22 protein-coding genes, 2 pseudogenes and 1 CRISPR repeat array are annotated in these 26,055 nt (G+C 68.3%); of the genes and pseudogenes, 11 read left to right on the top strand and 13 right to left on the bottom strand.

From position 1 onward, the window contains the following. Nucleotides 1-231: 231 nt before the first annotated feature. Nucleotides 232-1,239 carry an IS481 family transposase gene (locus tag J1M38_RS03410; protein ID WP_206481453.1) on the top strand — a complete coding sequence of 336 codons (1,008 nt, stop codon included), beginning with the start codon at nt 232-234 and terminating at the stop codon, nt 1,237-1,239. Between the two features lie 213 nt (nt 1,240-1,452). On the opposite strand, the pseudogene J1M38_RS11930 reads toward J1M38_RS03410, so the two are convergent. Both J1M38_RS11930 and rfbA read right to left on the bottom strand, forming a co-directional pair. Beyond that, a pseudogene (locus tag J1M38_RS11930) lies at nt 1,453-1,869 on the bottom strand (glycosyltransferase family 39 protein); the annotation flags it as partial. 224 nt (nt 1,870-2,093) lie between these two features. Beyond that, complete coding sequence (gene rfbA, locus J1M38_RS03405; RefSeq protein WP_129867289.1) at nt 2,094-2,963, bottom strand: glucose-1-phosphate thymidylyltransferase RfbA; 870 nt, start codon at nt 2,961-2,963, stop codon at nt 2,094-2,096. Between the two features lie 280 nt (nt 2,964-3,243). Here rfbA and J1M38_RS03400 point away from each other — a divergent pair, with 280 nt between their 5' ends. Next, a complete protein-coding gene (locus tag J1M38_RS03400) occupies nt 3,244-3,903 on the top strand; it encodes an alpha-1,2-fucosyltransferase (RefSeq protein ID WP_063189840.1) in 660 nt (219 codons plus the stop codon). Then, on the top strand, nt 3,903-5,072 hold the full coding sequence (locus tag J1M38_RS03395) for a glycosyltransferase (RefSeq protein ID WP_165381398.1): 1,170 nt from the start codon (nt 3,903-3,905) through the stop codon (nt 5,070-5,072). Before J1M38_RS03400 ends, J1M38_RS03395 begins: the two co-directional genes overlap by 1 nt. Before the next feature lie 48 nt (nt 5,073-5,120). On the opposite strand, the gene J1M38_RS03390 is transcribed toward J1M38_RS03395, so the two are convergent. Continuing rightward, nucleotides 5,121-7,001, bottom strand: a complete 1,881-nt coding sequence (locus J1M38_RS03390; protein WP_206481455.1) for a glycosyltransferase family 2 protein — start codon at nt 6,999-7,001, stop codon at nt 5,121-5,123. Nucleotides 7,002-7,053: 52 nt separating this feature from the next. After that, nucleotides 7,054-8,391 (bottom strand): hypothetical protein, encoded by a 1,338-nt coding sequence (locus J1M38_RS03385; RefSeq protein WP_129867293.1) that lies wholly within the window; start codon nt 8,389-8,391, stop codon nt 7,054-7,056. 139 nt (nt 8,392-8,530) lie between these two features. Here J1M38_RS03385 and rfbB point away from each other — a divergent pair, with 139 nt between their 5' ends. Further along, a complete protein-coding gene (rfbB, locus tag J1M38_RS03380) occupies nt 8,531-9,526 on the top strand; it encodes a dTDP-glucose 4,6-dehydratase (RefSeq protein ID WP_206481456.1) in 996 nt (331 codons plus the stop codon). A 13-nt stretch (nt 9,527-9,539) separates the two neighbouring features. Then, on the top strand, nt 9,540-10,955 hold the full coding sequence (locus J1M38_RS03375; protein WP_206481457.1) for a bifunctional dTDP-4-dehydrorhamnose 3,5-epimerase family protein/NAD(P)-dependent oxidoreductase: 1,416 nt from the start codon (nt 9,540-9,542) through the stop codon (nt 10,953-10,955). 60 nt (nt 10,956-11,015) lie between these two features. On the opposite strand, the gene J1M38_RS03370 is transcribed toward J1M38_RS03375, so the two are convergent. Beyond that, nucleotides 11,016-12,419, bottom strand: a complete 1,404-nt coding sequence (locus J1M38_RS03370) for a polysaccharide biosynthesis tyrosine autokinase (protein ID WP_144860018.1) — start codon at nt 12,417-12,419, stop codon at nt 11,016-11,018. Nucleotides 12,420-12,734: 315 nt separating this feature from the next. Between J1M38_RS03370 and J1M38_RS03365 the strand changes: the two genes are divergently transcribed. The 3 genes from J1M38_RS03365 (at nt 12,735) to pth (ending at nt 15,290) form a co-directional block, all read left to right on the top strand. Further along, on the top strand, nt 12,735-13,898 hold the full coding sequence (locus tag J1M38_RS03365) for an O-antigen ligase (RefSeq protein WP_241246437.1): 1,164 nt from the start codon (nt 12,735-12,737) through the stop codon (nt 13,896-13,898). 185 nt (nt 13,899-14,083) lie between these two features. Beyond that, the gene (locus tag J1M38_RS03360) at nt 14,084-14,707 is read left to right on the top strand and encodes a 50S ribosomal protein L25/general stress protein Ctc (RefSeq protein WP_044659564.1); all 624 of its coding nucleotides are present in this window, start codon (nt 14,084-14,086) and stop codon (nt 14,705-14,707) included. A gap of 7 nt (nt 14,708-14,714) precedes the next feature. Further along, nucleotides 14,715-15,290 (top strand): aminoacyl-tRNA hydrolase, encoded by a 576-nt coding sequence (pth, locus tag J1M38_RS03355; RefSeq protein ID WP_069941663.1) that lies wholly within the window; start codon nt 14,715-14,717, stop codon nt 15,288-15,290. Between the two features lie 47 nt (nt 15,291-15,337). Here the strand turns inward: pth and J1M38_RS03350 are convergent, their stop codons facing one another. Beyond that, complete coding sequence (locus J1M38_RS03350) at nt 15,338-15,913, bottom strand: phosphotyrosine protein phosphatase (RefSeq protein WP_206481458.1); 576 nt, start codon at nt 15,911-15,913, stop codon at nt 15,338-15,340. A gap of 83 nt (nt 15,914-15,996) precedes the next feature. Beyond that, complete coding sequence (locus J1M38_RS03345; protein WP_078025720.1) at nt 15,997-16,524, bottom strand: DUF2505 domain-containing protein; 528 nt, start codon at nt 16,522-16,524, stop codon at nt 15,997-15,999. 184 nt (nt 16,525-16,708) lie between these two features. Between J1M38_RS03345 and J1M38_RS03340 the strand changes: the two genes are divergently transcribed. Next, complete coding sequence (locus J1M38_RS03340; RefSeq protein ID WP_206501172.1) at nt 16,709-17,365, top strand: hypothetical protein; 657 nt, start codon at nt 16,709-16,711, stop codon at nt 17,363-17,365. Nucleotides 17,366-17,514: 149 nt separating this feature from the next. Further along, nucleotides 17,515-17,848: a CRISPR direct-repeat array (repeat unit 22 nt; unit sequence GGGCTCATCCCTGCGTGCGCGG). A gap of 1 nt (nt 17,849) precedes the next feature. Here the strand turns inward: J1M38_RS03340 and J1M38_RS03335 are convergent. The 4 genes from J1M38_RS03335 to J1M38_RS03320 all read right to left on the bottom strand — a co-directional run bounded on the left by J1M38_RS03335 (nt 17,850) and on the right by J1M38_RS03320 (nt 21,080). Next, nucleotides 17,850-19,511: an RNA-guided endonuclease TnpB family protein gene (locus J1M38_RS03335; RefSeq protein WP_206501170.1), complete on the bottom strand. Its 1,662-nt coding sequence runs from the start codon at nt 19,509-19,511 to the stop codon at nt 17,850-17,852. Between the two features lie 82 nt (nt 19,512-19,593). After that, nucleotides 19,594-20,226: an HNH endonuclease family protein gene (locus tag J1M38_RS11915; protein ID WP_242821274.1), complete on the bottom strand. Its 633-nt coding sequence runs from the start codon at nt 20,224-20,226 to the stop codon at nt 19,594-19,596. Nucleotides 20,227-20,327: 101 nt separating this feature from the next. After that, nucleotides 20,328-20,777 (bottom strand): helix-turn-helix transcriptional regulator, encoded by a 450-nt coding sequence (locus tag J1M38_RS03325; protein WP_049159095.1) that lies wholly within the window; start codon nt 20,775-20,777, stop codon nt 20,328-20,330. A 3-nt stretch (nt 20,778-20,780) separates the two neighbouring features. Then, nucleotides 20,781-21,080: a hypothetical protein gene (locus J1M38_RS03320; protein ID WP_031943823.1), complete on the bottom strand. Its 300-nt coding sequence runs from the start codon at nt 21,078-21,080 to the stop codon at nt 20,781-20,783. A gap of 310 nt (nt 21,081-21,390) precedes the next feature. On the opposite strand from J1M38_RS03320, the gene J1M38_RS03315 reads away from it, so the two are divergent. Beyond that, nucleotides 21,391-21,567: a hypothetical protein gene (locus J1M38_RS03315; protein ID WP_206450614.1), complete on the top strand. Its 177-nt coding sequence runs from the start codon at nt 21,391-21,393 to the stop codon at nt 21,565-21,567. A 152-nt stretch (nt 21,568-21,719) separates the two neighbouring features. Next, nucleotides 21,720-21,980, top strand: a complete 261-nt coding sequence (locus tag J1M38_RS03310) for a hypothetical protein (RefSeq protein ID WP_206450613.1) — start codon at nt 21,720-21,722, stop codon at nt 21,978-21,980. Here the strand turns inward: J1M38_RS03310 and J1M38_RS03305 are convergent. Together J1M38_RS03305 and J1M38_RS03300 are read right to left on the bottom strand one after the other, a co-directional pair. Then, a pseudogene (locus J1M38_RS03305) lies at nt 21,977-22,862 on the bottom strand (IS5 family transposase). The gene J1M38_RS03310 and the pseudogene J1M38_RS03305 sit on opposite strands and share 4 nt — an antisense overlap. Nucleotides 22,863-23,299: 437 nt before the next feature. Continuing rightward, nucleotides 23,300-26,047 (bottom strand): DNA methyltransferase, encoded by a 2,748-nt coding sequence (locus J1M38_RS03300; protein ID WP_206450612.1) that lies wholly within the window; start codon nt 26,045-26,047, stop codon nt 23,300-23,302. Nucleotides 26,048-26,055: the final 8 nt, after the last annotated feature.

Genomic DNA, 26,055 nt, shown 5'->3' with positions numbered 1-26,055 from the left:
CGCACCAGAGAAGCCAGCCCGGCACCGTGTCACGTGCGCCGTGGGACATGGCCATGTAGGCGCCGTCGGCGGCCAGGTAATTTCCCAGCAGGGCGCCCCGCCCGAGGAGGAACACTAGCTGTTGTGGGTCATGAGGTTCTTGGCACGAGGGCCGGGCTGAGATGAGACGAGCGGGCCTCTCCCGCAGGATGGAAGTTCCTCAACAACCCACCTGCCCGAAAAGACCCACTCATGACTCACGCTAACGCACCCCTGACCCCCACCGGCCGTCTCAGGATGGTCCACCGCCACCTGCACGACGGCATCCCGCAAGCCCATGTCGCCGCCGAGTTCCGGGTGAGCCGGCCCACGGTGGCCACCTGGGTGGCCCGCTACCGCGCCGAGGGCGAGGCAGGACTGCAAGACCGCTCCTGCCGGCCACGACGCTCTCCCGCCCAGCTCGACCCCGAGGTGGTGGCCCAGATCCAGACCCTGCGTCGCAGGGAGAAGTGGTCGGCCCGCCGGATCCATCACCACCTCGTCTCCGAGGGCCACCGGGTGTGCCTCCGAACGGTGGGCAGGTGGCTGCACCGGCTGGGCATCTCCCGGTTGCCAGACCTCGCGCCCACAGGTGAGGACCTGCGCCAACGACCCCAGAAGATCACCGCCCGCGGCCCGGGGCACATGGTGCACCTGGACGTGAAGAAGATCGGGCGCATCCCTGACGGGGGCGGCTGGCGTGCTCACGGACGGGACTCCGAGAACGCGCGAGCAGCCAAGCGCGGGCCTGGCCGACGGGTCGGCTACACCTACCTGCACTCGGCGATCGACGGGTTCACCCGCCTGGCCTACACCGAGGCGTTGGAGGATGAGCGGACGGTGACCACGATCGGGTTCTTCTGCCGGGCGCGGGCGTTCTTCGCCGCGCACGGCATCACCGTGGACCGGGTGGTCACGGACAACGGGAACAACTACCGGGCCGTGGACTTCACCGCCAAGGTGGTCTCGCTCGGGGGCCGGCACCACCGGATCCGGCCCTACACGCCCCGCCATAACGGGAAGGTCGAACGCTACAACCGGCTGATGGTCGATGAGGTCCTCTACGCCCGCCCGTACTCCTCAGAGCAAGCTCGGCGTGAGGCCCTGCAGGTGTGGGTGAACCACTACAACTACCATCGGCCTCATACCTCCTGCGGGGACGCCCCTCCGGCCTCGTTGGCCCCGGCCCGAGTCAACAACGTCATGACCTCTTACAACTAGCCCTGCCGTAGTGAGGGCACCTGCCGTGCCGAAAGACCAGGCCGCGGCGGAGCGCGGCTTTGAGGCGCCGAGTAGGACCGCCGGAGAACACACGAACATCAAGGTCATGACCCCCATTGCGAGGGCCCGCACCGCGCCTCCAACTGTGGGATCGACCATGGGCGGATCGTCACCTGGCTGTGACCGGCGCCAGACCTCGAAGGCGGCGATAGCGACCAGCGTGACGAGGGAGGCGACGAAAATGACGCGCCGTCTGTCCCGTCGAACGAGCCAGGCGGTCACCGCGACCGCCGCCACTGCTGCCAGGCCCTGCTCTCGAACCGTGGTCGCCCACAGCCCAAACGCCATGCTCCCGATGAGGTTGAGGACGCCGCCGCCGTCGAGGTAGCGGGCACCGAAGTACAGACCACCCGCAATGCCCGCCATCATCGGGACATCAGTCATGTAGGACGTCGACAGCAGTGCAAAGCCTGGAGCTACTCCGACCAACGCCGCGACCAGCAACGAGCGGCCCCTCGGCAGAACCCGTCGCGCCGTCCCGTAAGAGAAGCCGATCATGGCGGCTCCGCAGAGCATCACGAACACATGCTGGCCGACGACGCTGGACGCAAGCGAACCTAGGGGCACCATCATCCCGACCATCGAGGCCCGGTTGAACCCGACGAGATGCACCCGGCCGGTCTCGGCAAACGAAGCGGCGATCCGTGAATGAGCCCACGAGTCGTTGTGAGGAATCCAGAGCGCACCGGCGGTGCCTGCAACAATCGCGGGGAGGACCACAAGGGCCACGATCAGGGCCGTCACGATGACGGCGTCGGTGTGATGTCCTCGTGCGCGCACGACGGTTTCCATGCTCATCTTGCGGTGTTGAGCAGGTCGAGCAGATAGCGGCCGTAGCCGGATTTCACCAGTGGCTGGGCTCGTTCCTGAAGCTGCTCATCTGTAAGGAGCCCCTGGCGCCACGCCACTTCCTCAGGAGAACCGACCTTGAGTCCCTGGCGGGACTCGACCGTGCGAATGAAGTTGGACGCGTCGTTGAGGTCGTGGAAAGTGCCGGTGTCGAGCCACGCCGTCCCGCGGGGGAGGACTTCGACGTTCAGGGCGCCGCGCGCGAGGTAGGTGCGGTTCACGTCCGTGATCTCCAGCTCGCCGCGGGCTGAGGGCTTCAAACTCCTGGCAATCTCGACAACGTCGTTGTCGTAGAAGTAGAGCCCCGGGACGGCGTAGTTCGACTTGGGGTGGGCCGGCTTCTCCTCCAGTGAGACGGCCTTCCCCTCGGTGTCGAACTCCACAACGCCGTAGGCCGTCGGGTCGGCGACCCAGTAACCGAACACGGTGGCGCCGTCGACCTCAGTGTGACGGCGCAGCTGCTGGCCCATGCCCGGGCCGTAGAAGATGTTGTCCCCCAGGACGAGCGCGACATGCTCGTCGCCGATGTGGTCCTCACCGAGGATGAAAGCCTGGGCAAGGCCGTCTGGGGAAGGCTGCTGCACATAGGTCAGAGAGACGCCGAACTGGGAACCGTCGCCGAGGAGGCGCTGGAACTGCTCCGCGTCGTGTGGGGTGGTGATGACAAGGATGTCGCTGATGCCCGCGAGGATGAGGGTGGACAGCGGGTAGTAGATCATCGGCTTGTCGTAGACGGGGACGAGCTGCTTCGAGATGCCGTGGGTAATGGGATGCAGCCGGGAGCCCGTGCCGCCGGCGAGGATGATGCCCTTCATGCTGTGATGCTATCGGGAGCAGAGGGTCCTGTCTGAGGGGTACGCACGGTGGGTGTACAGGATCCCCTCAGTGTGAGCAGAAGCCGGATATGATCACCCTGTGCAGCAAGTCGTCAGAGATGCCATCGCACGCGGTGTGGCTCCGATCCGCCGACGTCAGCCGTACGTGATCTGGGGAAATGAACCCATGAACGGTGGGAATTTTCTCTTCCTGTGGGTGACCGCGTGGGCTCGTCAACGGTCCACCGGGGTGAGTTGGCTTGTGAGGTACAAGCCCAAAATGGAACCGTGGCTCCAGGAATTCCCGCGACTTCGCGAACTAACGGTGACGGAGGACAAGGTTTCCTTCTTCCAGTCACGGACCGTGGAATGGGGTCACGAGATCAATGTGGATTTCCTCTACCCGGACCTGAAGCAGTTCTGCCGGGACATGCTCCTCCAGGGTTCGGCCTTCAGCGATCGCTGGGGCACCGTCACGCCGGGGGCCACGGTGGTGAACGTGCGGCGCGGCGACTACTACAGCAACCCAGAATTCCGGCGTCATTACGGATTCGACGTTCGTGAATTCGTGCGGGTGGCGATCGAAGAAATCGACTCCCCGGGAGGGGCGCCGGTGGTCTTCGTCTCCGACGATCCCGACTGGTGCGTGACCCATCTGTCGGACCTGTTTGCGGGCGGCGATGTCCGGGTGATGCCTTCGCCACATGACATGTTCCAAGACCTGGCCCAGGTCTCGAGCGCGGATAACCTGATCCTGGCTAATTCTACATTTTCGTACTGGGGCGGTTACCTCGCCTCCTCTCGACCCCCCGGGCAGCGACCGCGCAGGGTCGTAGCGCCGCTGTTCTTTGGACGCCACTATCCGTACTCTGAGTCCGCACTCCTCTTGCCGGAATGGCTCGCCGTGCCCGGGGACCGGTACGGGGAAGGAAGCGCCTGATGTCTCTCGGTCTCAATGTGCCGTCTACACCGGGCCCTCGGCTCGGATACGTGCTACCCGGTCCGATCCTCTCTTCCGGTGGCCTGGTTGCCATGGAGGCGCGCGGATTCTCGGGCCTGACTGAGCTGGCTCGCAGTTGGCCAGGACGGGTCATCGTCCTCGCGCCTGCGGTGAATGACATCCCCGAACCGCTCCCACTGGCCTACGTGACCGCAGACGTCGACAGCCTGGGTTTCGACATCGTCAAAGCTCAGCCCGTCCCGGCTGAGATCGATTCCCTGGGCCTGGACCTGACGCTGGGTCTCCTGGCACCCCATTGGAGAGGGATGACCGAAGCCCGTACGCCCGCAGTACTGACGGCCGAGGTGGACTACGGCATCCGTCTCGGCATTCACCGTGCGACGTCCTCCGGAATCCCGCTCGCTCGTGCAGCGGTCGGACTCCTTCGTGTCGAGGCCGGGTTACGCAGACAGGCTCGGAAAGCGAGATCTCTTCAGTGCAACGGACCTGCTGCCTTCCGGGCCTATGGTAAGCAGTCAGCCACCCCGCTGGCCTTCATGGACCATCGAATCTACGCCGCAGACGTCGCAGCCGCGCGTGCCGTTCGGGCATGGGACGGCGAGGGTCCTCTTCGCATGGCCTTCTCCGGTCGACTGGACCCGATCAAGGGCCCTGAGTACGCTCTTGAAGTCGCCCATCGGGCACGCCGGGCGGGTCTGCCGGTGGAGATGGCCTTTCTGGGGACCGGGCCAATGCGCGAGACACTGCAGGACCGCGCGGAAGGCTGGGTCCAGTTCCGTGGATTCCGCGACTACCGCACCGAGTGGCTGAACGACGTACGGGACACCGTCGACCTCATGCTGCTGCCCCACCTCCAGGGCGACCCGTCCTGTACCTACTTCGAGTCCCTGGGATCAGGTGCACCGGTGCTCGGCTACGCGAACGCCACGCTGAGCCCGCTCGTGCGGCGCCATGGTGTGGGCTGGGCGGTGCCGAGGGGAGACATCGACGGCATGGTGGAGATTCTGCGATCTCTCATCGATGACCCCGAGGCACTCCTTCGTGCACGGCAGGCAGGTCTCGACCTCGTAGCGACAAACGATTTCGAAACGACGACCCAGCGTCGCGCCGACCACTTGCTCCAACACATCGGCCCCGCTCCGCTCTAAGCGGGCCCTGTCCACCCTGGGGCCTGCCTTGGAGAGGCTCGTGCCCCCTCAGCTGGCCACTCGCTGCCCGATCATTCGAGCAAGGTGGGCGGCCGCGTGGGCCGGCGTCGCTGCGCCACGCCAGCTGTCCTGGAACATTGCCACCACCTCGCGGAATGGCATGCCGATACGTGCGGCCCGTTTGGTCAGCTCCCACCGATGTGATCGCGCAAGTTCTCGGGCCTCCTCCGACGTGCCGTGCTCTGCATTGCGCAAGGCCGCGAACATGGACCGGACGAAACGGGGACTGTCATGCGCGAACCCCACTGCGCCCAGAGAGGTTGCCAGCCGCCTGACGGCAACGAGGGGCTCCTCCGTGTAGGTGAAGCGATATCGCGCCGCCAGACGGGTGAGGAGCTCAAAGTCCTCGTAGAAGAGGTCTTCAGCGTAGCCGCCCTCCTCGCGAAGAACAGCTGTGCGCATGAAGAACGACGCAGCCGGGATCCAGTTGGAACCGACAAGGCAGGCGAGGGTGTCTTCGCTGCGTTGCGGTTCGTCCGGCCATGGAAACTCGACGCGCGAGGACGGGTGGAGCACCGAAGAGTTCTCGTCGATCACCGCGGCGTCGCTGTAGGCAAGAACGACATCATCTGGAGCGGCCCGCAGGAGCTTCTCGTGGACCGCGATGCGATCTTCGCGCATGGTGTCGTCACCTGCGATGTAGGTGACGAATTCGGTGTCCACTTTGTCCAGCAGTCGGTTAAGGGTCGGATTCAGCCCCATGTTGATGGCATTGGGATGGAACTCGAACGACGACGGCGCGTCTGCGAGCCACTGTCGGATGACCTCGGCGGTGTCATCTCCCGGGGATGCGTCATCGGCGATGAGGACTCGGACCGGAGGCACGGTCTGGCGTCGAATGCTCTCCAGTGTCTCGATGACGTAGGGAGCGTGGTTGTAGGCGACCACCAGAACGGTCGTGCCCGGGTGGTGTGGGCACCCGGAGTCACCCAGCCCTAGACCGACCTGTGACTCGGCCTGCCGCCGGAGGACTCGATGGCGCGTCCACCCGTCAACGAGTCCCCAAGCCGTCGCCACGCGATCGACCGCGCCAGGCCAGTCTCGGGCCTTCAGCCCGGCGGCCATAGCGGCCGCAGCCGCGCCCGCGCGGGCCAGTTCTGTGGTCGGTGCGGAGCTCAGTTCGGGCACCGCATGCCAGGCGTCCCGCGCCGAAGCGGCCTCCGCAAGTGAACGTCCCGCCCGGGCCCGCGTACGGACGCGGTCACGCCATGCGGAGGGTCGGGAGTAGATGATGCTCATGGCTCCGCAGTCCGTGATCGGCACGCTGGCGCGGTCGAGGCGGAAGGCCAGGTCGTTGTCCTCGCCACCGCGGACGAGGGCCGCATCGAACCCCCCGACAGCCAGCAGGACGTCCCGTCGGGCGGCGAAGTTCCCGCCCATGAGGGCCGGCCCCATCGACCCCCGCCCTGCAGGACGTGGGGGGACCGGCATGGTCTCTGCCACCAGCATCTCGAGTTTTTCCGCGAGTGACTTGCCGGTGAGCTGTGTGTCCTCCTTGACCACCACGCCACCGGTCACGACGGGGAAGTCGTCGAGGAACTCGTAAGCGAGCCGGCACCAGTCAGGGTGGACGAGGTCGTCGTCGTCGCAGAACGCCAACTTGTCGGCCGAGGCCTCGTTGATGCCCCGATTCCGGGCAAAGGAGGCGCCGGGGTGGGTGTCGGCGTCGATGATGCGGATGAACACGCCCTCCGGCAGGGGAGCGAGGGACGCGACATAGGGGTGAAGCCAGGGGTTCCCCCCGTTGTCGCATAGCAGGATCTCCCGGGGTGGCGCGTCCGTCTGACTCAGCAACGCTGCAAGCTGGTCCTTGAGGGGCAGTCCGCTACGGTAGCAGGGGATAATGACTGAGATCTTAGGATCCGTCAATGTCTACTCGCTTCAATAGAACGGCATGTTGGGTCAGGTCCACTCGACATGACTATTGGGAGCTCACCGCACCATTACTGTAGCCGCGCGGCATCAACCGGTCGCAGGGAAGGATCATCTGCCATCCCTCCGGCGCATGGTCTATGACCACGGTCTCACGGCTGGGATTCTGTGACTCACATCGTTGGCGCAGGTTTGCGACCTGCTGCGACCAGGACGGCGCGCCATGGCGAGTGTTGACTGTGGCCGGGGAAATAAGCGATGACAATATGAGCGCTATCGCGGTGAAGGTGGGGACAAGTTTCTTGGCTGACGCAGAATGACTTGCGGCGACATCTAATGCTATGACAATAGCTACCCATAGGAGAAGCGATGCCCCTGTTCCCCACCTTATGAAGGTGAAAGGCGGACGAATGTAGTCGAGTCCTGGATGGTTATTGAGGAGAAAGCTGAGCGCCCATGTCGTGATCGATGTGAAAGTGGCGGAAATAATCACCCACTTGCGAGTATTGTCCTTGATCGCAGACGCCGCCAAGAGCGCGGCAATAGCGATAGCGAGCGTGACGGGGACCAGCCAGCCGGAAATTTCGATCAGAAAGTTTGCGCGCGGCTGATTTCCGACCGGTGTCCCGAGGACGACATTCACAAGTAGCCCTCGAATCATGGAAAGGGGGTCTGCTAAGCCGCGACTTGTGCGGGTGGTGTCAGATGACAGGAAAGCAACGAGCTGCGCAACTATTCCTACAGACCATCCTGTGAACACGATTCTTTCGTATCGGGTCCCCTTCCAGGCTCGCCCCGCGATAATCGGAGCGAGGATCGCTAGCTGAATCTCGGTCATTGCGGCCATCGCCAGGATCAGAGACCAGACCACCGACGCCGAATAAGTTCGAGGTGAGTGCCATGAGATCCAGAACCCGAGATACAGAAAATACCAATGCAGGTTCGCGAGGTTGCCAAGCGCTTCGACTCCGGCAAAAGGGAGGAGGATGGGAATGATCATTACCAATAGACGGAGAATCCGGCTGGTGATAAGACTCTTGGATATTAGAAAGCTGAGTCCGCCGATTAATCCGACCACGGATCCGAAGGCCACTGTCGTGGCGGTTGGCCACGTATCAACTGGAAGGAGGGATATAATTCCGCTGATTAAACGCGGCCAAAAATGCAGATATCCATCATAGGGGTCAATGGGAAGGTGAAGGGACGGGTTGGACACCCATGCCTGCAAGAATACCTTTCCGTCCTCCGCGTAAAGAGTGTCCCATGTAGATGTGGGGAGTCTGACCAGGCTGCATACAATGCCGAGTGTTGCGCCGACGGCCAGTGCTGTCGGCACCTCGACGGTCGAGCGGTCGATGCTGGGCCGGGGGTCGAGGTTCTGATGCATAGGGCCTTAGTGCTGAATGAGTCGGTTGCCGCAGTGCTGACCCGAGGAGGGCCATGGGGTCGGTGATTCGAGCGTTCGGCGCGACCTGGGCATAGCCTATGTCACCATATTGTTGTGCACTCGCAGATACCCTGACGTCATGCACCTCCTCGTCACCGGCGGCGCCGGGTTCATCGGCTCCAACTTCGTGCACCACCTGGTCCGCCACACGGACCACGACGTCGTCGTCCTGGACAAGCTCACCTACGCCGGCAACCGGGAGAACCTGGCCGGCCTGCCCGAGGGTCGCGTCACTCTCGAGGTGGGGGACATCTGCGACGCGGCCCTGGTGGACCGCCTGGTCGCCGAGTCGGACGCCGTCGTGCACTACGCGGCGGAGTCCCACAACGACAATTCGCTGAACGATCCCTCGCCGTTCATCCAGACGAACATCGTCGGAACCTTCGTCCTCCTGGAAGCGGCCCGCAAGCACGGCAAGCGCTTCCACCACGTCTCCACGGACGAGGTCTACGGCGACCTCGAGCTCGACGACCCGGCGAAGTTCACGGAGACCACCCCGTACAACCCCTCCAGCCCGTACTCGGCCTCGAAGGCCGGCTCGGACCACCTGGTGCGCGCGTGGGTCCGCTCCTTCGGCGTGCAGGCCACGCTGAGCAACTGCTCCAACAACTACGGCCCGTACCAGCACATCGAGAAGTTCATCCCGCGCCAGATCACCAACCTGATCGACGGCGTCCGCCCCCGCCTCTACGGCCAGGGCGTCAACGTCCGGGACTGGATCCACACGGAGGACCACTCCTCGGCCGTGCTGCGCATCCTCGAACGCGGCGAGATCGGCCGCACGTACCTGATCGGCTCGGACGGCGAGAGGAACAACAGGGAGATCGTGGAGATCCTCCTCGAGCTCTTCGACCGCCCCGCGGACGACTACGACCTCGTCGCCGACCGCCCGGGCCACGACCTGCGCTACGCGATCGACAACACCGCCCTGCGCACCGAGCTCGGCTGGGAGCCGCAGTTCACGGACATCCGCGCCGGTCTGGCGGACACGGTCCGCTGGTACCGCGAGAACGAGGCCTGGTGGCGCCCGGCCAAGGCCGCCGTCGAGGCCACCTACCGCGCCCAGGGCCAGTGAGGGGGCACCGCTGATGCGCATCACCGAGACCGCCATCCCTGGCCTGCTCGTCCTCGACCTCGACGTCCACGGGGACAACCGCGGCTGGTTCAAGGAGAACTGGCAGCGGGAGAAGATCCGTGCCCTCGCCGCCGAGCACCCCCGCTTGGCCTCGCTCGCCCCGGTGCAGAACAACATCTCCTTCAACGACGCCGTCGGCACCACCCGCGGCATCCACGCCGAACCCTGGGACAAGTACGTGGCCGTTGCCCACGGCCGGATCTTCGGCGCCTGGGTGGACCTGCGGGAAGGGCCGTCCTTCGGCGCCGTCGCCACCGTGGAGCTCGGCCCGGAGAAGGCCGTCTTCGTGCCGCGCGGGGTGGGCAACTCCTACCAGACGCTCGAGCCGGACACGGCCTACACCTACCTGGTGAACGACCACTGGTCCGCCGACGCGCAGGGCCGGTACACGTTCCTCAACCTCGCGGACCCGACGGCGGCCATCGCCTGGCCCATCCCGCTCGAGGAAGCCGAGCTCTCGGACAAGGACCGCGCCCACCCGATGCTCGCGGACGTCACCCCCATGGCGCCCGCCCCGATCCTCGTGCTCGGCGCCGGCGGCCAGCTCGGCCGCGCCCTCGTGGCCCGCGCCGAGGCCGCGGGGATCCCGGTCGAGGCCCACGGCCGGGACACGTGGGACATGACCGATCCGGTGTCCTGGCCGCGGGAGCACTTCCGCGGCCTGCGCGCCGTGGTCAACGCGTCCGCCATGACCGCGGTGGACGCCGCTGAGACGCCCGAGGGCCGGGCCCAGGCCTGGGCCGTCAATGCGACCGCCGTCGCCGAGCTCGCCCGCCGCTGCACCGAGGCCGGCGTCCCCCTGGCCCACGTCTCGACCGACTACGTGTTCGACGGCGCCCTGCCCGTGGGGCAGGAGCACCCGGTGGACCACCCGCTCGCGCCGCTGGGCGTCTACGGCCAGTCGAAGGCCGCCGGCGAGGCCGCCGTCCGCACCGTGCCGCGGCACTGGATCGTCCGCACCTCCTGGGTGATCGGGGAGGGGAAGAACTTCGTGGCCACCATGGCCTCCCTCGCCGAGCGCGGGATCGACCCGGCCGTCGTCGCGGACCAGCACGGCCGCCTCACCTTCGCCGACGACCTCGCCGACGCCCTGCTGCACCTGGTCACCACGGACGCGCCCACGGGCACGTTCCACATGACCAACAGCGGCGACGTGGTCACCTGGCACGACGTCGCCCGGTGGGTCTTCGAGGACACCGGCCACGACGCCGAGCGCGTCTCCGCCACGACCACCGCCGCATATATGGCCGGCAAGGAGGGCGTGGCCCCGCGGCCGACCAACAGCGCCCTCGACCTCGGGCCCCTGGCCGCCGTCGGCTACACCGCCCCGGATCAGCGCGAACGCCTGCGCACGTATCTGAGGCGCTGACCGCGTCTCGCACGACAAAGCCCCCGCCGACTTCGGCGGGGGCTTCGTGCGTGGGTGCGATCAGCTGCGCGTGCGGGCCTTGCGGCGTGAACGCCGCCCCTTCTTCGCGGACGAACCGACGCTCGAGAGGTACTTCTCGTGGGACTTGTGGTACGTGCTCTCGTACCCGTAGCCATAGGAGTAGCCGCCGCCGCGCTGGGAGCGCGCGACGCCGTTCATGACGACGCCCAGCAGATGCGCGTCCACCGCGGCGAGGTTCTCCACAGCCGCCTCCAGGTGGTCCTTGCGGGTCCGCCCCTGACGCACCACGAGCACAGTCCCGTCCACGGCCGTGGCCAGGAGGGAGCCGTCCGTGACGGGCAGCAGGGGAGGGGAGTCGACGATGACGAAGAAGTCCTCCGATGCCAGCTTCAGCAGGGCCCGCATGCGCTTCGAGCCCAGCAGCTCCGACGGGTTCGGGGGCGTCCGGCCGGCGGGGAGCAGCGTGAGGTTCGGGATGCCGGTGGCCGCGAGGGCGTCGTCCGGCTGCACCTCACCGGCCAGCACCTCGGACAGGCCCACGTCGCCCGCCACCTGGAAGAGGTCGTGCTGCCGGGGCCGCCGCAGGTCGGCGTCCACCACGAGCACCCGTTCGCCGGCCAGGGCCAGGGCGCGGGCCAGGTTCGATGCGACGGTCGACTTGCCCTCGGAGGGGTCCGCGCTCGTGAACGAGACGACGCGGGGCGGCTCGTCGACGGAGACGAACTTGAGGTTGGTGCGCAGCGCCCGGATGGCCTCGCCGGCCCGGGGGTCGAGGTCCACGGCCTCCTCGCCCGTGCGGGTCAGGGACGCGTTCTCCGGAACGGCTCCGATCACACCGGCGCCGGTGATCTCCTTCACGTCGGCGCGGCTGCGCACCTTCACGTCGAGGAGACGACGGAGCACGGCGATGGCGAGCCCGGCACCCAGTCCGGCCACGACGCCCACGAGGACGTTGCGCCGGGTGTCAGGGCTCACGGGAGCAGAGGGCACGCGGGCGTCCGACAGGGGCACGACCTCCAGCGGGCTGTTCTTGTCCACGTCCGCCGCCACGTCCGCCGTCGCCTGCAGAGCACTGTTCGCGAGCTGCGCGGCGGTCTCGGGATCCGTCGAGGTGGCGGTCACCTTGATCATGCTGGACTCGGGGACGAGCACCGCGGAGAGCGAACCGTCGCCGTCCTGCCCCGTGTCCTGGGCCACGCGTTCACGCACGGCCTCGCTGTTGATCAGGGCGACGTAGGCCTGAGCCCGGCTCTCGGCGGGCAGGTTGCTGGTGATGAGGCTCTGATCTGCAGCCCGCGCGGCGAGGAACCCCTGAGATTCGGACGCGTAGATCCGGGGCTGCAGCGCGGAGTAGCCCCAGCCCAGCAGACCCCCCACGAGGGCGGCCGCCAGCAGCAGGAGGAGGTTGGCGCGCAGCAGGCGGAAGAAGTCGACGATCGTCACGGAGCACCTCGGGGGTCATGGACGGGAATGCGCGGGCCGTCGTGGGCGAGGCACGCGCGGTCCACGGTACCAAGACCCCTCGTGCGGTCTGCCGGGCCCGAGGACGAGGCACGCCACCGCGCTACGCTGAGCCGAGTATCGCCCGGCGTCCATGAAAGGTTCCGCACCATGCGCCCGAGCACGCCCCGTGACCGGACGGCTGCCCGCGCCATGGGGGCCGTCGCGCCACCCGAGGCCCGGCCTGCCAGGCGTCACGCCTCACTCGGCCTCGTCCCGGACGGTCAGGCCGCGTGGACCCGCTCCCCGTGGAACCCCTTGGTCACGCCGGCCTCACCGCGGCTGTTCGAGGCCGTGCTGGCCATCGGCCTGGTGATGGATGCGTTCACCGCTCCCGGCCTGCCGATCCCGTTCGCGGAGTTCTCCGCCATCCTTCTGCTGCTCCTCGCCTCATTCCGGCAGCCCCGCCGGGACCTCTCCCACTACGGCGTGCTGGCCCTCGTCGCACTGGCCCTGGTGGCGTATCTCGTCGCGGTGACCGTGCACAACGACCTCGACCCCACGCGTCGCGCCACGAGGATCACGCTCCTGATCCTGCTGATCTACGCCATCGCCAGCGAGAGGATCGACATCAAGGGCGTCCTCTACGGGATGACGGCCGGAGCACTGATCAACGTGCCCCTCTTCTACGCGGGCCTGGCCCCGGACACCTACGGCGGCTACCTCACCGGGTTCCTGGGGGACAAGAACGTCTCCGGCCTCTTCTATGCGCTCCTGCCCGTGCTGCTGGTGGCCACCATGCAGCGCATGGGTCCGAAGCTCCTCGTGCTGGGCGCCGGCTTCGCCCTGACCTTCCTCACCGGCTCGCGGACCTCGATGGCCGCGCTGCTCTGCGCGGTCGTGTGGATCCTCGTGAGCCCCTACCTGGGGTGGGCCCTCCGTCTCGCGCTGGGGGTCGTCCTGGGCTGGTTCGTCAGCTGGGCCGAAGTGAATCTGGCCGACCTCGGGATCTTCGGCGACCGCACGGGCACCGACTGGTTCCGCGAGCAGATCCAGGAGGCGTCCGCGGAGAAGGTGGCGGACACGTCCTTCTTCGGCCAGGGCCTCTCCACAGCATTCGTGGAGCTGGACAACGTGTCCATGTTCTTCCACAACTCCTACCTGGGGCTCCTGGTGGAGGGCGGCTGGCCGTTCCTGATCGTGGTGGTCGGCGCCTACCTCTGGCTGTGCCTGCGGCCTTTCGCCCGGACGCACCGCTCGCCCTCCCGCGTCGCCGTCGAAGCGGCCACCCTCATCATCCTCGTGGCCTCACTCCAGCTGGGGGAGGTATTCATCACGATCTTCGGCGCCATCGTGCTCGGCTGCGGACTCCTGCTGAGCGCCCAGGAGGACGAGGAGGACCATGGCGCACCCGCGAAGGACCGGGCCCGCCGCCGCAAGCTGGACCGCATCATGGAGCGGTCCCGACGAGCGGGCCGCTGAGCGCGACGAGCATCACCGGTGCTATCCTGTCCAGGTTGCCCAGGCGAGGGAGCGCGCGCTCCGTGATCGACGAGGCCGCCGCCGCGTGTCAGCATGCTGGCCCGCTGCGGCACTGAAGCCCCCTCCTGGCCGCATCCCGCGCCGCCCCCGGCTGCGCGGCCGAGACCCCCACAGGAGGACGCATCATGTCTGACCAGCTCAAGATCAAGGTCACCCGCCGCACCGACTTCGGCAAGGGTGCCGCCCGCCAGGCCCGCCGTGCCGGCCTGATCCCCGCCGTCGTCTACGGCCACGGCCAGGATCCCGTGCACCTGCTGCTGCCGGCCCAGGAGACCACCCTGGCCGTCCGCAACCCCAACGCCCTGCTCACCGTCGTGAACGAGGCCGGCGAGGAGCACCTGGTCCTGCCCAAGGACATCCAGCGCCACGCCATCAAGGACACCGTGGAGCACCTGGACCTCATCGAGGTCCGCCGCGGCGAGAAGGTCATCGTCGAGGTCACCGTGCATGTCGAGGGCGAGGTCGCCCCCGGCAACGACTACGTGCTGGACTACGTCACCGTGCCGGTCGAGGCCGACGCCACCGACCTGCCCGAGGCCGTCACCATCTCCGTCGAGGGCCGCGAGGCCGGCGACCACGTGTACGCCCCGGACGTGCAGGTCCCCGCCGGCACCACCCTGCAGCTCGAGGACGACATCGTCATCGCCACCGTCAGCGAGGTCGTCGAGCAGGACCTCGGCGACGAGTCCGTGCAGGAGGAGCAGGCCGCCGAGTCCGCCGAGGGCGAGTCCGAGGGCTCCGAGGACTGATCACGCCATGACGACGGGGACCACGCTCATCGTCGGGCTCGGCAATCCCGGGCCCGAGTACGAGCGCACCCGTCACAACGTCGGCCAGATGGTGGCGGATGAGCTCGCCTCCCGCATGGGGGTCGGGTTCACCCGCCACCGGGCCGGCGCCGTGGTGGCCACGGGTCGCCTCGGCATCGGGGGACCGCGCGTCGTGCTCGCGAAGCCCACCGGCTACATGAACGTCTCCGGACGCCCCGTCTCCGCGCTGGCGTCCTTCTACGGGATCGGCCCCGAGGACCTCGTGGTGGTCCATGACGAGCTGGACATCCCGTTCGACACCCTGCGCCTCAAGCGCGGCGGGGGAGAGGGCGGCCACAACGGCCTGAAGTCCATCACCGCCTCGCTCGGCACCAAGGACTACGCCCGCGTGCGCGTCGGCATCGGCCGACCCCCGGGCCGCATGGACGTGGCCGACTTCGTGCTGCGCCCCTTCACCAAGCCCGAGCAGGACGTCCTGCCCCTGCACGTGGACCGCGCGGCGGACGCCGTCGAGAAGCTCGTCACGGACGGGCTCGCGCCCGCCCAGCAGGCGTTCCACTGAGCCTCCCGCCCCGGGCGGACGTCCTCGACGGGGGCTCAGCCCCACGCTCAGGGGGTCGGGCTCACGGCGCGGGCCAGAGCGTCCGCGATGGTCTCCAGGGCGGGATCCATGATCTGGATCATCTCCGCGTACCCCTCCACCGGCCCGCGGAACGGGTCCACGACGTCGAGGGGCTGGGCGGTCGACCGCGCGAGGGCCCGGTGGCGGGCCGCCTCCGCCGCGAACGCACGCACCCCGCGACCGGCGGGGATCCAGTCCCGTCCGTCCCGCGCGTCCAAGATGCGGACCAGCGCTGCGAGCTCCAGCACGGTGAACACCCGCGCGACGGCCTGCGGCACCTCCCGCAGCGCGAAGCGCATGTGCTCTTGAGCCGCCGCCAACACGAGATCCGCCTCCGCGACCATGAACGGCTGCAGCGCGGCGGGCCGGTGGTCCGCAAGGCCGGCGACACCGGCCTCGGCGCCGAGTCGCACGAGCGGCGGGGGCACCCTCAGTGCCTGGTTCGGCTGGGAGCCGGCGCTGCCGACCTCCACCCGGCCGGGGACCAGAGCCGCCAGCCGTCCCTGGAGGGCGCGGCTCGCATAGGCCGAGCGGCACACGTTGCCGGTGCACACGATGAGCACGGCGTCCGGCGTGGGGAGGGCCCGGCGCCCCCGCCGGGCAGGCGGAGCCGAGCTCGTCGGCGCCGGGCGACGGGCGAACGAGATCAACCGCGCGCGGCTCCGCCGTCACGCTCGAGCCACGAGGACAGCGCCCGGGCCTGACGATTGACGACCTTGCCGACCATCGGCTCGGCCTTCGCCGCGAGCTTCGAGCCCACCAGCGGGATCCGGCAGACGAGGGTGCCGTCCACGGAGAACTGGGAGCCCTCACCGGCGGCGGTCAGGCGGAGGGCGCCGTCCGCCGTCGCCTTGGCGGAGGGCACGGTGATGGTGGTGGTGCCGGCGCGCGAACCGTCCGCGGCGGGCGCGTCCCACCGCTCCACCTGCTCCACCTGGAGGGCGGAGCCGATGAGCTTGCGGGCCATGTCCGGGACACGATCCGGGATACGGTCCGCGGGCAGGGAGCGCACGGCGGTGACGGTCATCGGGCCCTCCGGGGAGCCCTCGACGGAGAACGAGACCAGGGAGCCGCCGAAGGACTCGACCACGGAACGGTGGAAGTCCTCGGACGCCAGGGCGGCTGCCACGGCCGCCGGCGGGTGCGGGATGGACTGCTGAGCGGAAAAGGCCACGGTGTCTCCTCGGGGTCAAGTCGGGCCGCGCCCGGTGGGCCGTGAGAGGGCCGGCACCGGTTCGCCGACGGCGATGGGCGTCCATCCCTCACCTTATATGCTGGCCTCCGCGACCCGGGTCCCGTGCACGGTGCCGGGACCGGCCGCGCGACCCCTCGTGAACCCCCTGGAAGGTGTGTCCGCCATGTCGGCACTCTGGGCCGTGGCCCTCATCATGCTCCTGAGCGGGACGGCGAAGCTCCGTTCCGGCGAGGACGTGCAGGCCACGTTCACCCGACTCAGGGTGCCCCGCCCCTTCGCGGCCCTGATCCTGCTCCCCTTGGCCCTGGCCGGCCTCGCCCTCCAGGGGTGCACCGCCACACCTGCTCCTGCCCCGTCGACGAGCGCGAGCGCGGCCCCCACGGCAGCCGCGAGCAGCACCACGGCACCCACTGCGGCCGCCAGCTCGGCCACCCCCACGACACGTCCCTCCAGCTCGGCCCCCGCCAAGCCCGTGGACGTGCAGATCCGCATCCAGTGGATCCCCCGCGACGGCACCACCACCACGGCAGCCCGCGGCGGCGTGAACCTCTTCGTGGGCGGCACCGGCGCGGACACCCACACCAACGAGACCATCCCCGCCGAGCCCGCCGGCACCACCCCCCTGACCCTGCGCACCCAGGCCAAGCCCGGTGAAAAGATCCAGGTGATCGCCAACGTCCCGCAGCTGCCCGCCGCCGGCGACCTGCACTGCGAGATCATCGCCGACGGCACCACCGCCCCCCTGGACGCCCAGACCGGCGACCCCAAGGGCATGCCCATGGTCCAGTGCGAGGCCACCGTCCCCGAGCCCACCAGCTGAGCATCCCGCGGACACCGCGACACGTCCCCGCAGCACCTCCACGACACCCGCAGCTGTCACGAGCACTGGCTGGCGTCTAGGAAGGACCGGGGACCAGCCCAGATCCCTACGACAGCTCAACCCAGGAGCCGTGAATGCCCCTGGGAGTCTGGCTCATCCCTACGCGGGCGGAGCTTCCCGGTATTCGATCCGATTCAAGGCCGCCATCTGGGGCTCATCCCTGCGTGCGCGGGGCTTCCTCGGCAAGCAGCTCGTCCACAGCAGCAGCATCGGGCTCATCCCTGCGTGCGCAGGGCTTCCCAGCGCACCGATGACGTCATCAAGAAGCAGATGGGCTCATCCCTGCGTGCGCGGCGCTTCCACCTGACGGACTGACTGACTGACTGACTGAGGGGGCTCATCCCTGCGTGCGCGGGGCTTCCCCGGTGAGCGAGTGGTTGTTCCCTGTTCCCCTGGGCTCATCCCTGCGTGCGCGGGGCTTCCACTACCTGGCCAGGGCGGATGCTCCGCGCTCTGCGCTTTCCCCTTCGGTTGAGGGGGGTTGGGATGACCAGCCAGTTGCCCGGCTGGACATGCCCACACCCTGGGGTGCGGGCTTGACGCTTCCACGCCCCTGCCCCGCGGCCCCGCCAGATGGCGGGCCCGAGACAGCAGCTCCACGTCCGTTTCGACTCTCCCGACGGCCTCGGGCGAGCTCGACCCCTGCTCCACGCTCCTCCTGCACAGCCCACGCCCGGATGTTGATCGCGGCGTTCACGTCGCGGTCGATCACCAGGTGGCAGGCCTCGCACTCGAAGGTCCGCTCGGCCAGGGACAGCGTGGATTTGACTGTCCCGCAGCGCGAGCACGCCTTCGAGGAGGGCGCGAATCGGTCGATCATCTTCACCTGGGACCCTGCCCAGGAGGTCTTGTAGTCCAGCTGCCGGCGCAGCATCCCCAGCCCGGCATCCAGGATCGCCCGGTTCAACCCGGACTTGGCGGCCACGTTCCTACCCGGCGCCTCGAGCGTCCCGCGAGCCGAACGGGTCATCCCCGCCACGTTCAGGTCCTCCAGGGCGACCACCGCGAAGTCCATCGCCAGTCTCGTGGACACCTGATGCAGCAGCCCCGCCCGACGTAGGGCGATCCCGTGATGGAGTGCCGCGATCTGCCGGCGCACGCGCTCGCGGCGGTTCGAGCCGGGCTGGGTGCGGGCGTGGGCGCGCTGGAGGCGGGTCAGGCGGGCGGCCTGGCGGGCACCGGGGCGGCCGTTGTCGATGACCTCGCCGGTGGAGAGGGCGGCCAGGTGCTTGACGCCCAGGTCCACGCCGACGGCGCCGTTGGCGCGCTGGCGACGGCTGGGCCCGGTCCGGATGGGGGTGGGGTCGGCAACGAGGATCGAGGCGTACCACCGTCCGCCGGCCTGGGAGATGGTCATGGACCGGATCTGGGCGCCGCGGCGGCAGGCGCGGACCAGGCGGCTGGTCTTGTCGTAGGTGCGGATGGTCCCCAGGGAGGCCAGGCGCAGGTGCCGGTGGTCGGTGATCACCCCGCGGCGGGGCTCGCCGCGCTTGTAGGGGGTGCCCGCGGCGCCGATGACCTCGGGGGCGGGGATGGTGAAGCTGTCCCGGGACCGGCCCTTCTTCTTGAACCGCGGCAGGCCGACGCGCGCGCCGGCGCGCGTGCCGGAGGCGGAGGCCATCCAGTTCTCGGTGGCCTTCGCGGCGTTCTGGAGGCCGGAGACCAGGACGCGGCGGGGCACGGTGTGCATCCAGGGCTCGGCGTATCGCTCGTCGGTCCATGCTTCGGCCGGGTCGGCGCCGGCGGCGATCGCGGCGGCGGCCTCGCGGTGGCGGCGGATCAGCGGGGTCAGGTGGGTCGTGGAGTACGACTGGTAGCTGACCACGCGGAGGGTGGGGTCGGCGGCGCGTTCGGCCTTCATGCGCGCGGCCAGCTCGGGGCCGGCCAGCCCGGTCTCGGCCAGCTCGGTGCGACGGGCGGCACCGGCGGCCAGGGCGGCCCGGTTGTGGGCGGTGAGCATGTTGTAGGCGACGCGTGCGGCGCCGGCGTACTGGGCCAGCAGGGTGGCCTGGGCGGGGTTGGGGTCCAGGCGGTGCTTGAACGCGCGCAGCCTCGGGGCCAGGTCGGTACCCGTGGTAGTCGTCATCGCTCGCACCTCCTCATGCGCCAGCATCGTCCATCCGTTCAGGGGCATGGTCACCCACCCCCCGGACACGTTACGGCCTCGCTCACCCAGCCGGGCAGGAGGCCAACACCCTGCGCATCGCCGCGCGCTCGCGCTCGGTGACGCTCAGCCCCCACTTGGCCTTCACCACCACCTGGTGCTCCACGAGCTCACATCGGCCCGCAACGGTGTCCGGCAGCCAGTCCGCCGCGGTCGCATCCGACTTCGAGGTGTTCGCCGGCCCATCCACGGCCAGCAGATTCGCCGGGTCGTTGGCGAACGCCGTGCGCTGGGACTCGTCCCACGCCCACGCCCCGGAGGCCCAGGCATCGGCAAGGGAGACCGTGTGGTCGATATGCACGGCCTGGGAGTCCTGGGAGGAGAAGGGGATCGTAGCGCCGCTGTAGGGGTCCACGAGCTGGCCGGAGAGCACCTTGCACCCCTGCGTGCCGGGCTTGATCTGCACCTGTGTCAGGTCGCGCCGCAGCACGTCGTTGCGGGTGTCACAGCCGTTGCGGTCCACGTCCGCCCAGCGCTGGCCGAACGCGTCTCGCGTGTAGGCGCTGGCCGGTGCCGCGGAGGTCAGGGCCAGCTGCTCGAGCTGGCCCCCGACCGGGCCGGCCGCCGGAGTCGGGGACGTGTCGCCGAGTGAGGGCAGCTCCACTCCGCTGGGCAGCGCCACCTTGGGAAGCTTCACCTCTGGCACCTGGACCCCCTGCACATGTCCACCCCCGACGGCGCCAGCCACGCCCAGAGCAGCCACCACGGCGACGACGCTCGAGACCCATCGACGCACGCTCACGAGCCCGCCCCCTCACGCTCCTGCGGAGTGGGCACAGCCTCGATCACAGCGTGCAGCCCATGGCTCACCCGCAGCCGGCGCGCGGCCTCGGCGGTGGCCGCCCGGTGCAGCTCCACGGGAATCACCTCGATGCCATCACCCATGTCCGGCTCCTCCATCTCCGGCAACCACCTGTAGAAGGAACCGCGGGAAGCGTAGGTCAACATCAGCGCGGCACCGGCCTGCTCATGCACGCGCAAGGTCTCGGCGATCAGCTCCTCCACGAGGCGCTCGCGGTAGTCCTCCAGGCGGGTCATGGCCGAGTCGATCCAGGACCAGTCCCGCGGCGGGTTCTTGCCGAACTCCCAGCGGGTGATGCTCTTCTCCGCGACACCCAGGGTGTCGGCGAGGGCGTCGCGGGACAGACCGAGGGCCTCTCGGCGGCACTTCAGCTCGATAGCGTTCATGGCTCAGCCCTCCGCCTTCTGGTCGGCCGGCTCGTCCTGGTCGGTCACGCCGTACTCCTGACGCAGGGCCTCCTCCTCGAGGCGCAGGCGGGTGATGGCCTTCATCAGGGGCTCGCGACGGGTGTGCAGCTCGTTGTTGGCGGCGTCCTCCCAGCTGTCCAGGGTCCAGCCGGCGCCCTGGATCTTGCTGACCATGACGGCGTCGGGGGCGCGCAGGTCGTTCTTGATGCGGGTCCAGGTGGAGGGCGAGGTGAAGCCGGCTTGCCGAGCCATCTCGTTGACGGAGTAGTAGAAGGTGGTCATGGGGGTGCTCTCTCAATCTGGAGGCGACAGAATCACCTCACGTAGGTCTAGCGATACACGTCTAACCATACGCGTCATTCCATACACCCGCAACCTTTATCCACAACCCTCCCCCCCGTCACCACTGCCCCTGCTACGGTTTGCACAGGTCGAGCGTGAGCCCATCCCGTAGGGCCTGCGACTTAGAAGCCCTCCTGGCCATCCCCCCTCCGCGCCGGGAGGGCTTCGCTCTGCCTGGCGCCCAGAAGGGACATCACGGCCGCGCGACGGCCTTATCCACGGTGAAGGACACCCGCGGATCGGAGGAGCCATGAGCATCGAGGTCGAGCACCTGGAGGCCGCCCTGGCCGAGGCCGTCGAGGTGGTGACCGACAGCGAGCGTGCACATGCGAGCACCGCAGCCTGCCATTGGTGGCACTGCGGCCAGGTGCTGCGGCGGTTCATCGACACCCCGGACGCCTTCCCGCCGGCGCCGCCGGTCGCCTAGACTGGACCCCAGAAGCGCCCCGCTTTCCCGTTGATCTGACAGTCGCAGGAACCTCGCGGGGCGCTTTCGCGCGTCCAGAGCTTGTTGCCCTCCACCTGCCAGCCCACCTAGTATGTTGACGTCAGATCAACGTAAGGGTGGAGGTGTTCCTGATGATCCAGGTGTCCTGGCAAGGGCGGATGACCACGTCCCTGCCGACCACAGATTCCGAGGTGGCCCGCTGGGTCGCCCACGACCGTCCCGAGATGGTGCGCGCCCAGACCGCCGACGGCACCGCCTACCGGCCCGACGCCGCTCAGGTCCTCGCGTTCATGCAAGCCCAGACCCACCTGGCCCAGATGCTGCGCTTCCAGTACGCCGCCGCCCACGGGCTGGTGCCCGCGCACGCAGGCGCCGTGCTGACCGCGGCCTAGGGCGTGTCCGACAATAGCTTGGACCACGCGATCACCGCGTTCAAGAGAACGGCGGCCCGGTAGACGATCGCGTACTTGTCATACCGGGTCGCCAGGCCCCGCCACTGCTTCAGGCGCGCGTACTGGCGCTCGATCACGTTCCGCCCCTGGTAGGCGTCCGCGTCGAGGCCGACGGGGCGCCCGCCGCGGGCACCGCGGCGTCTGCGATGGCCCTGCTGGTCCGCCGGCTCGGGGATCACGGCTTTGATGCCTCGGGTGCGCAGGTGGGCGCGGATCGCCCGGGAGGAGTAGGCCTTATCGCCCAGCACCGCCTCGGGGCGGGTCCGGGGCCGTCCCACCGGCCGGGCCACACGCAGCTGTTCCAGCAGGGGCAACAGCATCGGGGAGTCTCCTGCCTGGCCTGGGGTGATCAGGCTGACCAGCGGCATCCCGGCGCCATCGACGAGCTGATGGATCTTCGTGCTCAACCCGCCACGAGAGCGCCCGATCCCGTGATCGGCCGGCTCCTCACGCGGATTCTTGTAACTCGATCCATCCCCCTGTGTGCCGGGTGGTGCTGGTGAGCGCGGGCGATCGTGGAGTCCACCGACACCGACCAGTCCACCAAGCCCTGCGCGGCGGCGGCGGCGGTCAGCTTCGCCAGCACCGTGTCCCAGGTGCCCTCGGCCGCCATCCGGCGGTGCCAGGTCCACACTTCTCTGCCAGGGCCCGTAGACCTCGGGCAGGTCCCGCCAGGGGATCGAAGCACCGGTACCGGTAGATGATCGCCTCGACCATCGTGCGGGCATCGGAGAACGGCCTGCCGGCGCGGCCGGTCCGGGTCGGGAGCATCGGGGCCATCAGCTCCCACTGGGCATCGGAGAGCATCTGGAACCGGGACATGCCTTTCAGGGTGCCAACTGACCCCTGGATCCATTCTCAGACACGCCCTAGCGTGGTGCTCTCGCGCTCGGCGCGTGAGCACCACGGGAGTCTGCGGGCCGGGGCGTGTGTCGCCGGCACACGGGCGCTAAGAGGAACGGTGTCCTCGTCGCGCTCGATGTTTCGGGGAGCGCAGCGCGGGGCGTGTCGCTGAGGTGTTCACGCGGTGTTTTCGCCGTCCTCGGTGCGGGGGTGGTCCTCGATCAGTTGGGGGTCAGACGGATGAACTCTTTTTCGGAGAGCCCGCTTTCATAGGCCTCTGCCTGTGGGTGCCAGTGGTGGTGCCTCCAGCAGGGTGACGCCCTGAAGAAGACGTTCCGCGAGATCACCGCTCAGCTGGTGGATTCTTCCGATACGACGCGTCAACGCGACGGGTGCGTCGAACCGGACCGGACCGGTTACACGCAGGCGGCGTAGAGCTCCATCAGGCGCGTCTGCCGCTCCTTCTCCGTCGCACCGGAGCCCAGACCGAGGATGCCGTCCATGACACGGTCCAGTCGGGCGTGCGCCTTCAGTAGCTCAGGGGCCATCGCCAGCGGGTTGTAGTGCTGAGCCAACGACCGCTCTGGGTGCAGCGCGCGCGCCTCCAACACGCCGGCGCCGGCTTGAATGAGCTTGCCTCGCTCCGACTCGGACAACTCAGGTAGGGGCAGTGTGTTCCACACCAGCGTGTTCGAGAACCGCAGGTCTGACTTGATCTGCCCACCGACCATGCGCTGCCATGCGATGAACGCCGATGATGAGATCACCGCGAACGCGAAACCATCCGCATCGGCCGCAACGAAGTTGGCATCCCCAGAGACGACGTCCGCTCCGAAGCGGTCTGCGGTGAAGTAGGCCCGCGTCGTGGAGACGTGGCGCGGGATGCAGAGGTATTCCCCACGGGGTCGATTTTTGTTGGGCCGGAACAGGTGCGGTGTCCCGCGCAGCTTGTAAGCGTCCCCGGAGACTGGGGCGGCCTCGCGATACGCCTTGCACTCCTCGATGTGTCGGCGCAGCACAGCAGAGCGGGCGAGATCGGAGGGGTCCAGGTCTTCGAGCCAGAGGCACCATCGGGGAAGCCCACGGATCAGCTCCCGTGCCCCGACGTACCGACGCAGGTACTTCACCGCCACCGGGTCGGAGGCCACCTCCGGGTGCTCAGCCAGCTCCACGATCAAGTGCCCGCCGTCGGCGGGCTTGGACCCATAGACCACCGGCGGTAGCTGGGCCAACGGCTTGTTGCGTTTGGCCACAAGGACCCATGGCCCTTCTACGAGGTATGGGCTAATCGCGCTCACCGGTTCCTCCAGCGGATGCCCTTGGGACCGTTCATAGGAGAACAGCCGCGCCCCCTTCAAGGGGATGCCCTTGGAGAAGCCGATGATGACGCAGTGCACCGCTGCAGAGCCCGGAGCCTCCGAGGTCCACGCGAACGTGCGGTGTGCGAACGGGATCGTCCATCCTTCACGGTGCAACGGCCCGAACAGGGCCGGCACCGGCTGGCCCTGAGCGATGGAGTTCGTGGTGACGAACGCGAACCGGCCCACCGGCTGGTCGGCGAAGTAGTGCATGGCCTGGGCGTGCCAGCCGGTCACGTAGTCCAGGTACCCGTCGTAGTCAGCACCCCAAACGGCCTTCATGTCCGCGGTCTGCTCAGCGGTCTTCGTGTACTGGCCGATAAACGGCGGGTTGCCCATCACGTACACATGCTCGGATGCCGGCACGACCTCGTTCCAGTCCAGGCGCAACGCGTTGCCGACCACGATGTGCGCCGACTCGGTCAACGGCAGCTGCTCCGGGGACACGCCGATCTTCAACGACATGTCCTGGTTCGCCTGGTGGTTCACCAGGAACATTGCCGTGCGGGCGATGGTCGCCGGCCACTCCTCCAGCTCGATCCCGCTGAAGTGCGACATCCGCACCCGCACTCTCTCGTCCTCGTCCATCACCAGCGAGGTCTGCACCTGCTTGCCCGACAGCTCCTGCAGACGCACCAGGATCTGCAGCTCCAGGGCGCGCAGCTCCCGGTAGGCCACGATCAGGAAGTTGCCGCACCCGCACGCCGGGTCCAGGAACCGCATCTGCCCCAGTCGCTCGTGCAGCTTGCGCAGCCCTGGCCGGGAGTGGATGCTCGCCACGAACTCCGCCCGCAGCTCATCCAGGAACAACGGCCCGATGAGCTTGAGGATGTTCTCCTCGGTCGTGTAGTGCTCCCCCAGCTCCCGGCGGGCCTCCTTGGACTTCACCGCCTGGAACAAGGACCCGAAGATCGCCGGAGAGATCCCACCCCAGTTGAAGTGGCAGGCCGCGATCAGCTTCTGACGCATCGAGGCGGTGAAGTACGGGATCGACACCGCCTCCCCGAACACGGACCCGTTCACGTACGGGAAGCGCAGCATCAGCTCGTCCGTGCCGGCCATGCGCTTGTTCACCGGCCGGTTGAGCACCTGGAACAGAGCCGTCAGCTGCGCGCCCAGATCCGAGCCGTCCTCGGCGGTACGGGTCTGGATGAACTCCAGGAACAGATCCCGCTCCCACAGCCCAGAGTCGTCAGCGAAGAGGGCGAACAGGGTCCTCACCAGGAACACCGAGGCCTCGTGTTCGTCGTAGCCGGAGCCTTCGAGCTCGACGTAGAGGTCGGCCATCAGCTGCGCGGCCTTCACGGAGGCCGCGGCCTGCTCGGCCGATCCAAAGACGCGCTTCTGGTAGCCGGCGATGAACCCGAACCGCTCGGCCTCCACCGGCAGCTGCTCCAACGGGAACTCCACCACGGCATCGGCATCCCCGGCCGGAGCCTCCAGGTCACGCAGACGGAACGTCTCGAAGTCGCAGGTGATCACGTAGCGGGGCTGCTCGGCCTCGGGCACGTTCGCCAAGTACGTCAGCGCCTGATCCTCGGCGGCGACCAGGTCCTTGCCGAGTGACTTCTGCTCAGCGATGAGCATGCCGGGCCAGAACACGTCGATGAACCCGGCCCCGCCGTCGGCCTTCTTCGCCCGGCTCTCGTACTGGGCCACCTTGCGGCGGCGGATTCCGTAGACCGCGAACAGCTCCGTCCAGAAGGACTGGGACTCCCCCCGCTCGTAGGACTCCCCCGCCCACTCGTGCACGAACGCGGCTGCGTTCGCGCGGATCTGGTCCCAGGACAGGGGCTTGGTCTGCATGAGGGCGA

The sequence above is a fragment of the Micrococcus sp. KRD070 genome (genome assembly GCF_017168435.1).
Taxonomy (GTDB): domain Bacteria; phylum Actinomycetota; class Actinomycetes; order Actinomycetales; family Micrococcaceae; genus Micrococcus; species Micrococcus luteus.
The sequence above is the reverse complement of the archived record's forward strand: the minus strand, read 5'-3'. Positions and strand labels throughout refer to the sequence as shown.

Bases quoted from the DNA above. Each gene is read 5' to 3' on its own strand.
- J1M38_RS03310 (WP_206450613.1), top strand. From the start codon at position 21,720: ATGATCCAGGTGTCCTGGCAAGGGCGGATGACCACGTCCCTGCCGACC.
- J1M38_RS03400 (WP_063189840.1), top strand. From the start codon at position 3,244: ATGGAACCGTGGCTCCAGGAATTCCCGCGACTTCGCGAACTAACGGTG.
- J1M38_RS03335 (WP_206501170.1), bottom strand. From the start codon at position 19,511: ATGACGACTACCACGGGTACCGACCTGGCCCCGAGGCTGCGCGCGTTC.
- rfbB (WP_206481456.1), top strand. From the start codon at position 8,531: ATGCACCTCCTCGTCACCGGCGGCGCCGGGTTCATCGGCTCCAACTTC.
- J1M38_RS03395 (WP_165381398.1), top strand. From the start codon at position 3,903: ATGTCTCTCGGTCTCAATGTGCCGTCTACACCGGGCCCTCGGCTCGGA.
- J1M38_RS03300 (WP_206450612.1), bottom strand. From the start codon at position 26,047: ATGCAGACCAAGCCCCTGTCCTGGGACCAGATCCGCGCGAACGCAGCC.
- J1M38_RS03375 (WP_206481457.1), top strand. From the start codon at position 9,540: ATGCGCATCACCGAGACCGCCATCCCTGGCCTGCTCGTCCTCGACCTC.
- J1M38_RS03410 (WP_206481453.1), top strand. From the start codon at position 232: ATGACTCACGCTAACGCACCCCTGACCCCCACCGGCCGTCTCAGGATG.
- pth (WP_069941663.1), top strand. From the start codon at position 14,715: ATGACGACGGGGACCACGCTCATCGTCGGGCTCGGCAATCCCGGGCCC.
- J1M38_RS03315 (WP_206450614.1), top strand. From the start codon at position 21,391: ATGAGCATCGAGGTCGAGCACCTGGAGGCCGCCCTGGCCGAGGCCGTC.
- J1M38_RS03325 (WP_049159095.1), bottom strand. From the start codon at position 20,777: ATGAACGCTATCGAGCTGAAGTGCCGCCGAGAGGCCCTCGGTCTGTCC.
- J1M38_RS03385 (WP_129867293.1), bottom strand. From the start codon at position 8,391: ATGCATCAGAACCTCGACCCCCGGCCCAGCATCGACCGCTCGACCGTC.
- rfbA (WP_129867289.1), bottom strand. From the start codon at position 2,963: ATGAAGGGCATCATCCTCGCCGGCGGCACGGGCTCCCGGCTGCATCCC.
- J1M38_RS03360 (WP_044659564.1), top strand. From the start codon at position 14,084: ATGTCTGACCAGCTCAAGATCAAGGTCACCCGCCGCACCGACTTCGGC.
- J1M38_RS03320 (WP_031943823.1), bottom strand. From the start codon at position 21,080: ATGACCACCTTCTACTACTCCGTCAACGAGATGGCTCGGCAAGCCGGC.
- J1M38_RS03340 (WP_206501172.1), top strand. From the start codon at position 16,709: ATGTCGGCACTCTGGGCCGTGGCCCTCATCATGCTCCTGAGCGGGACG.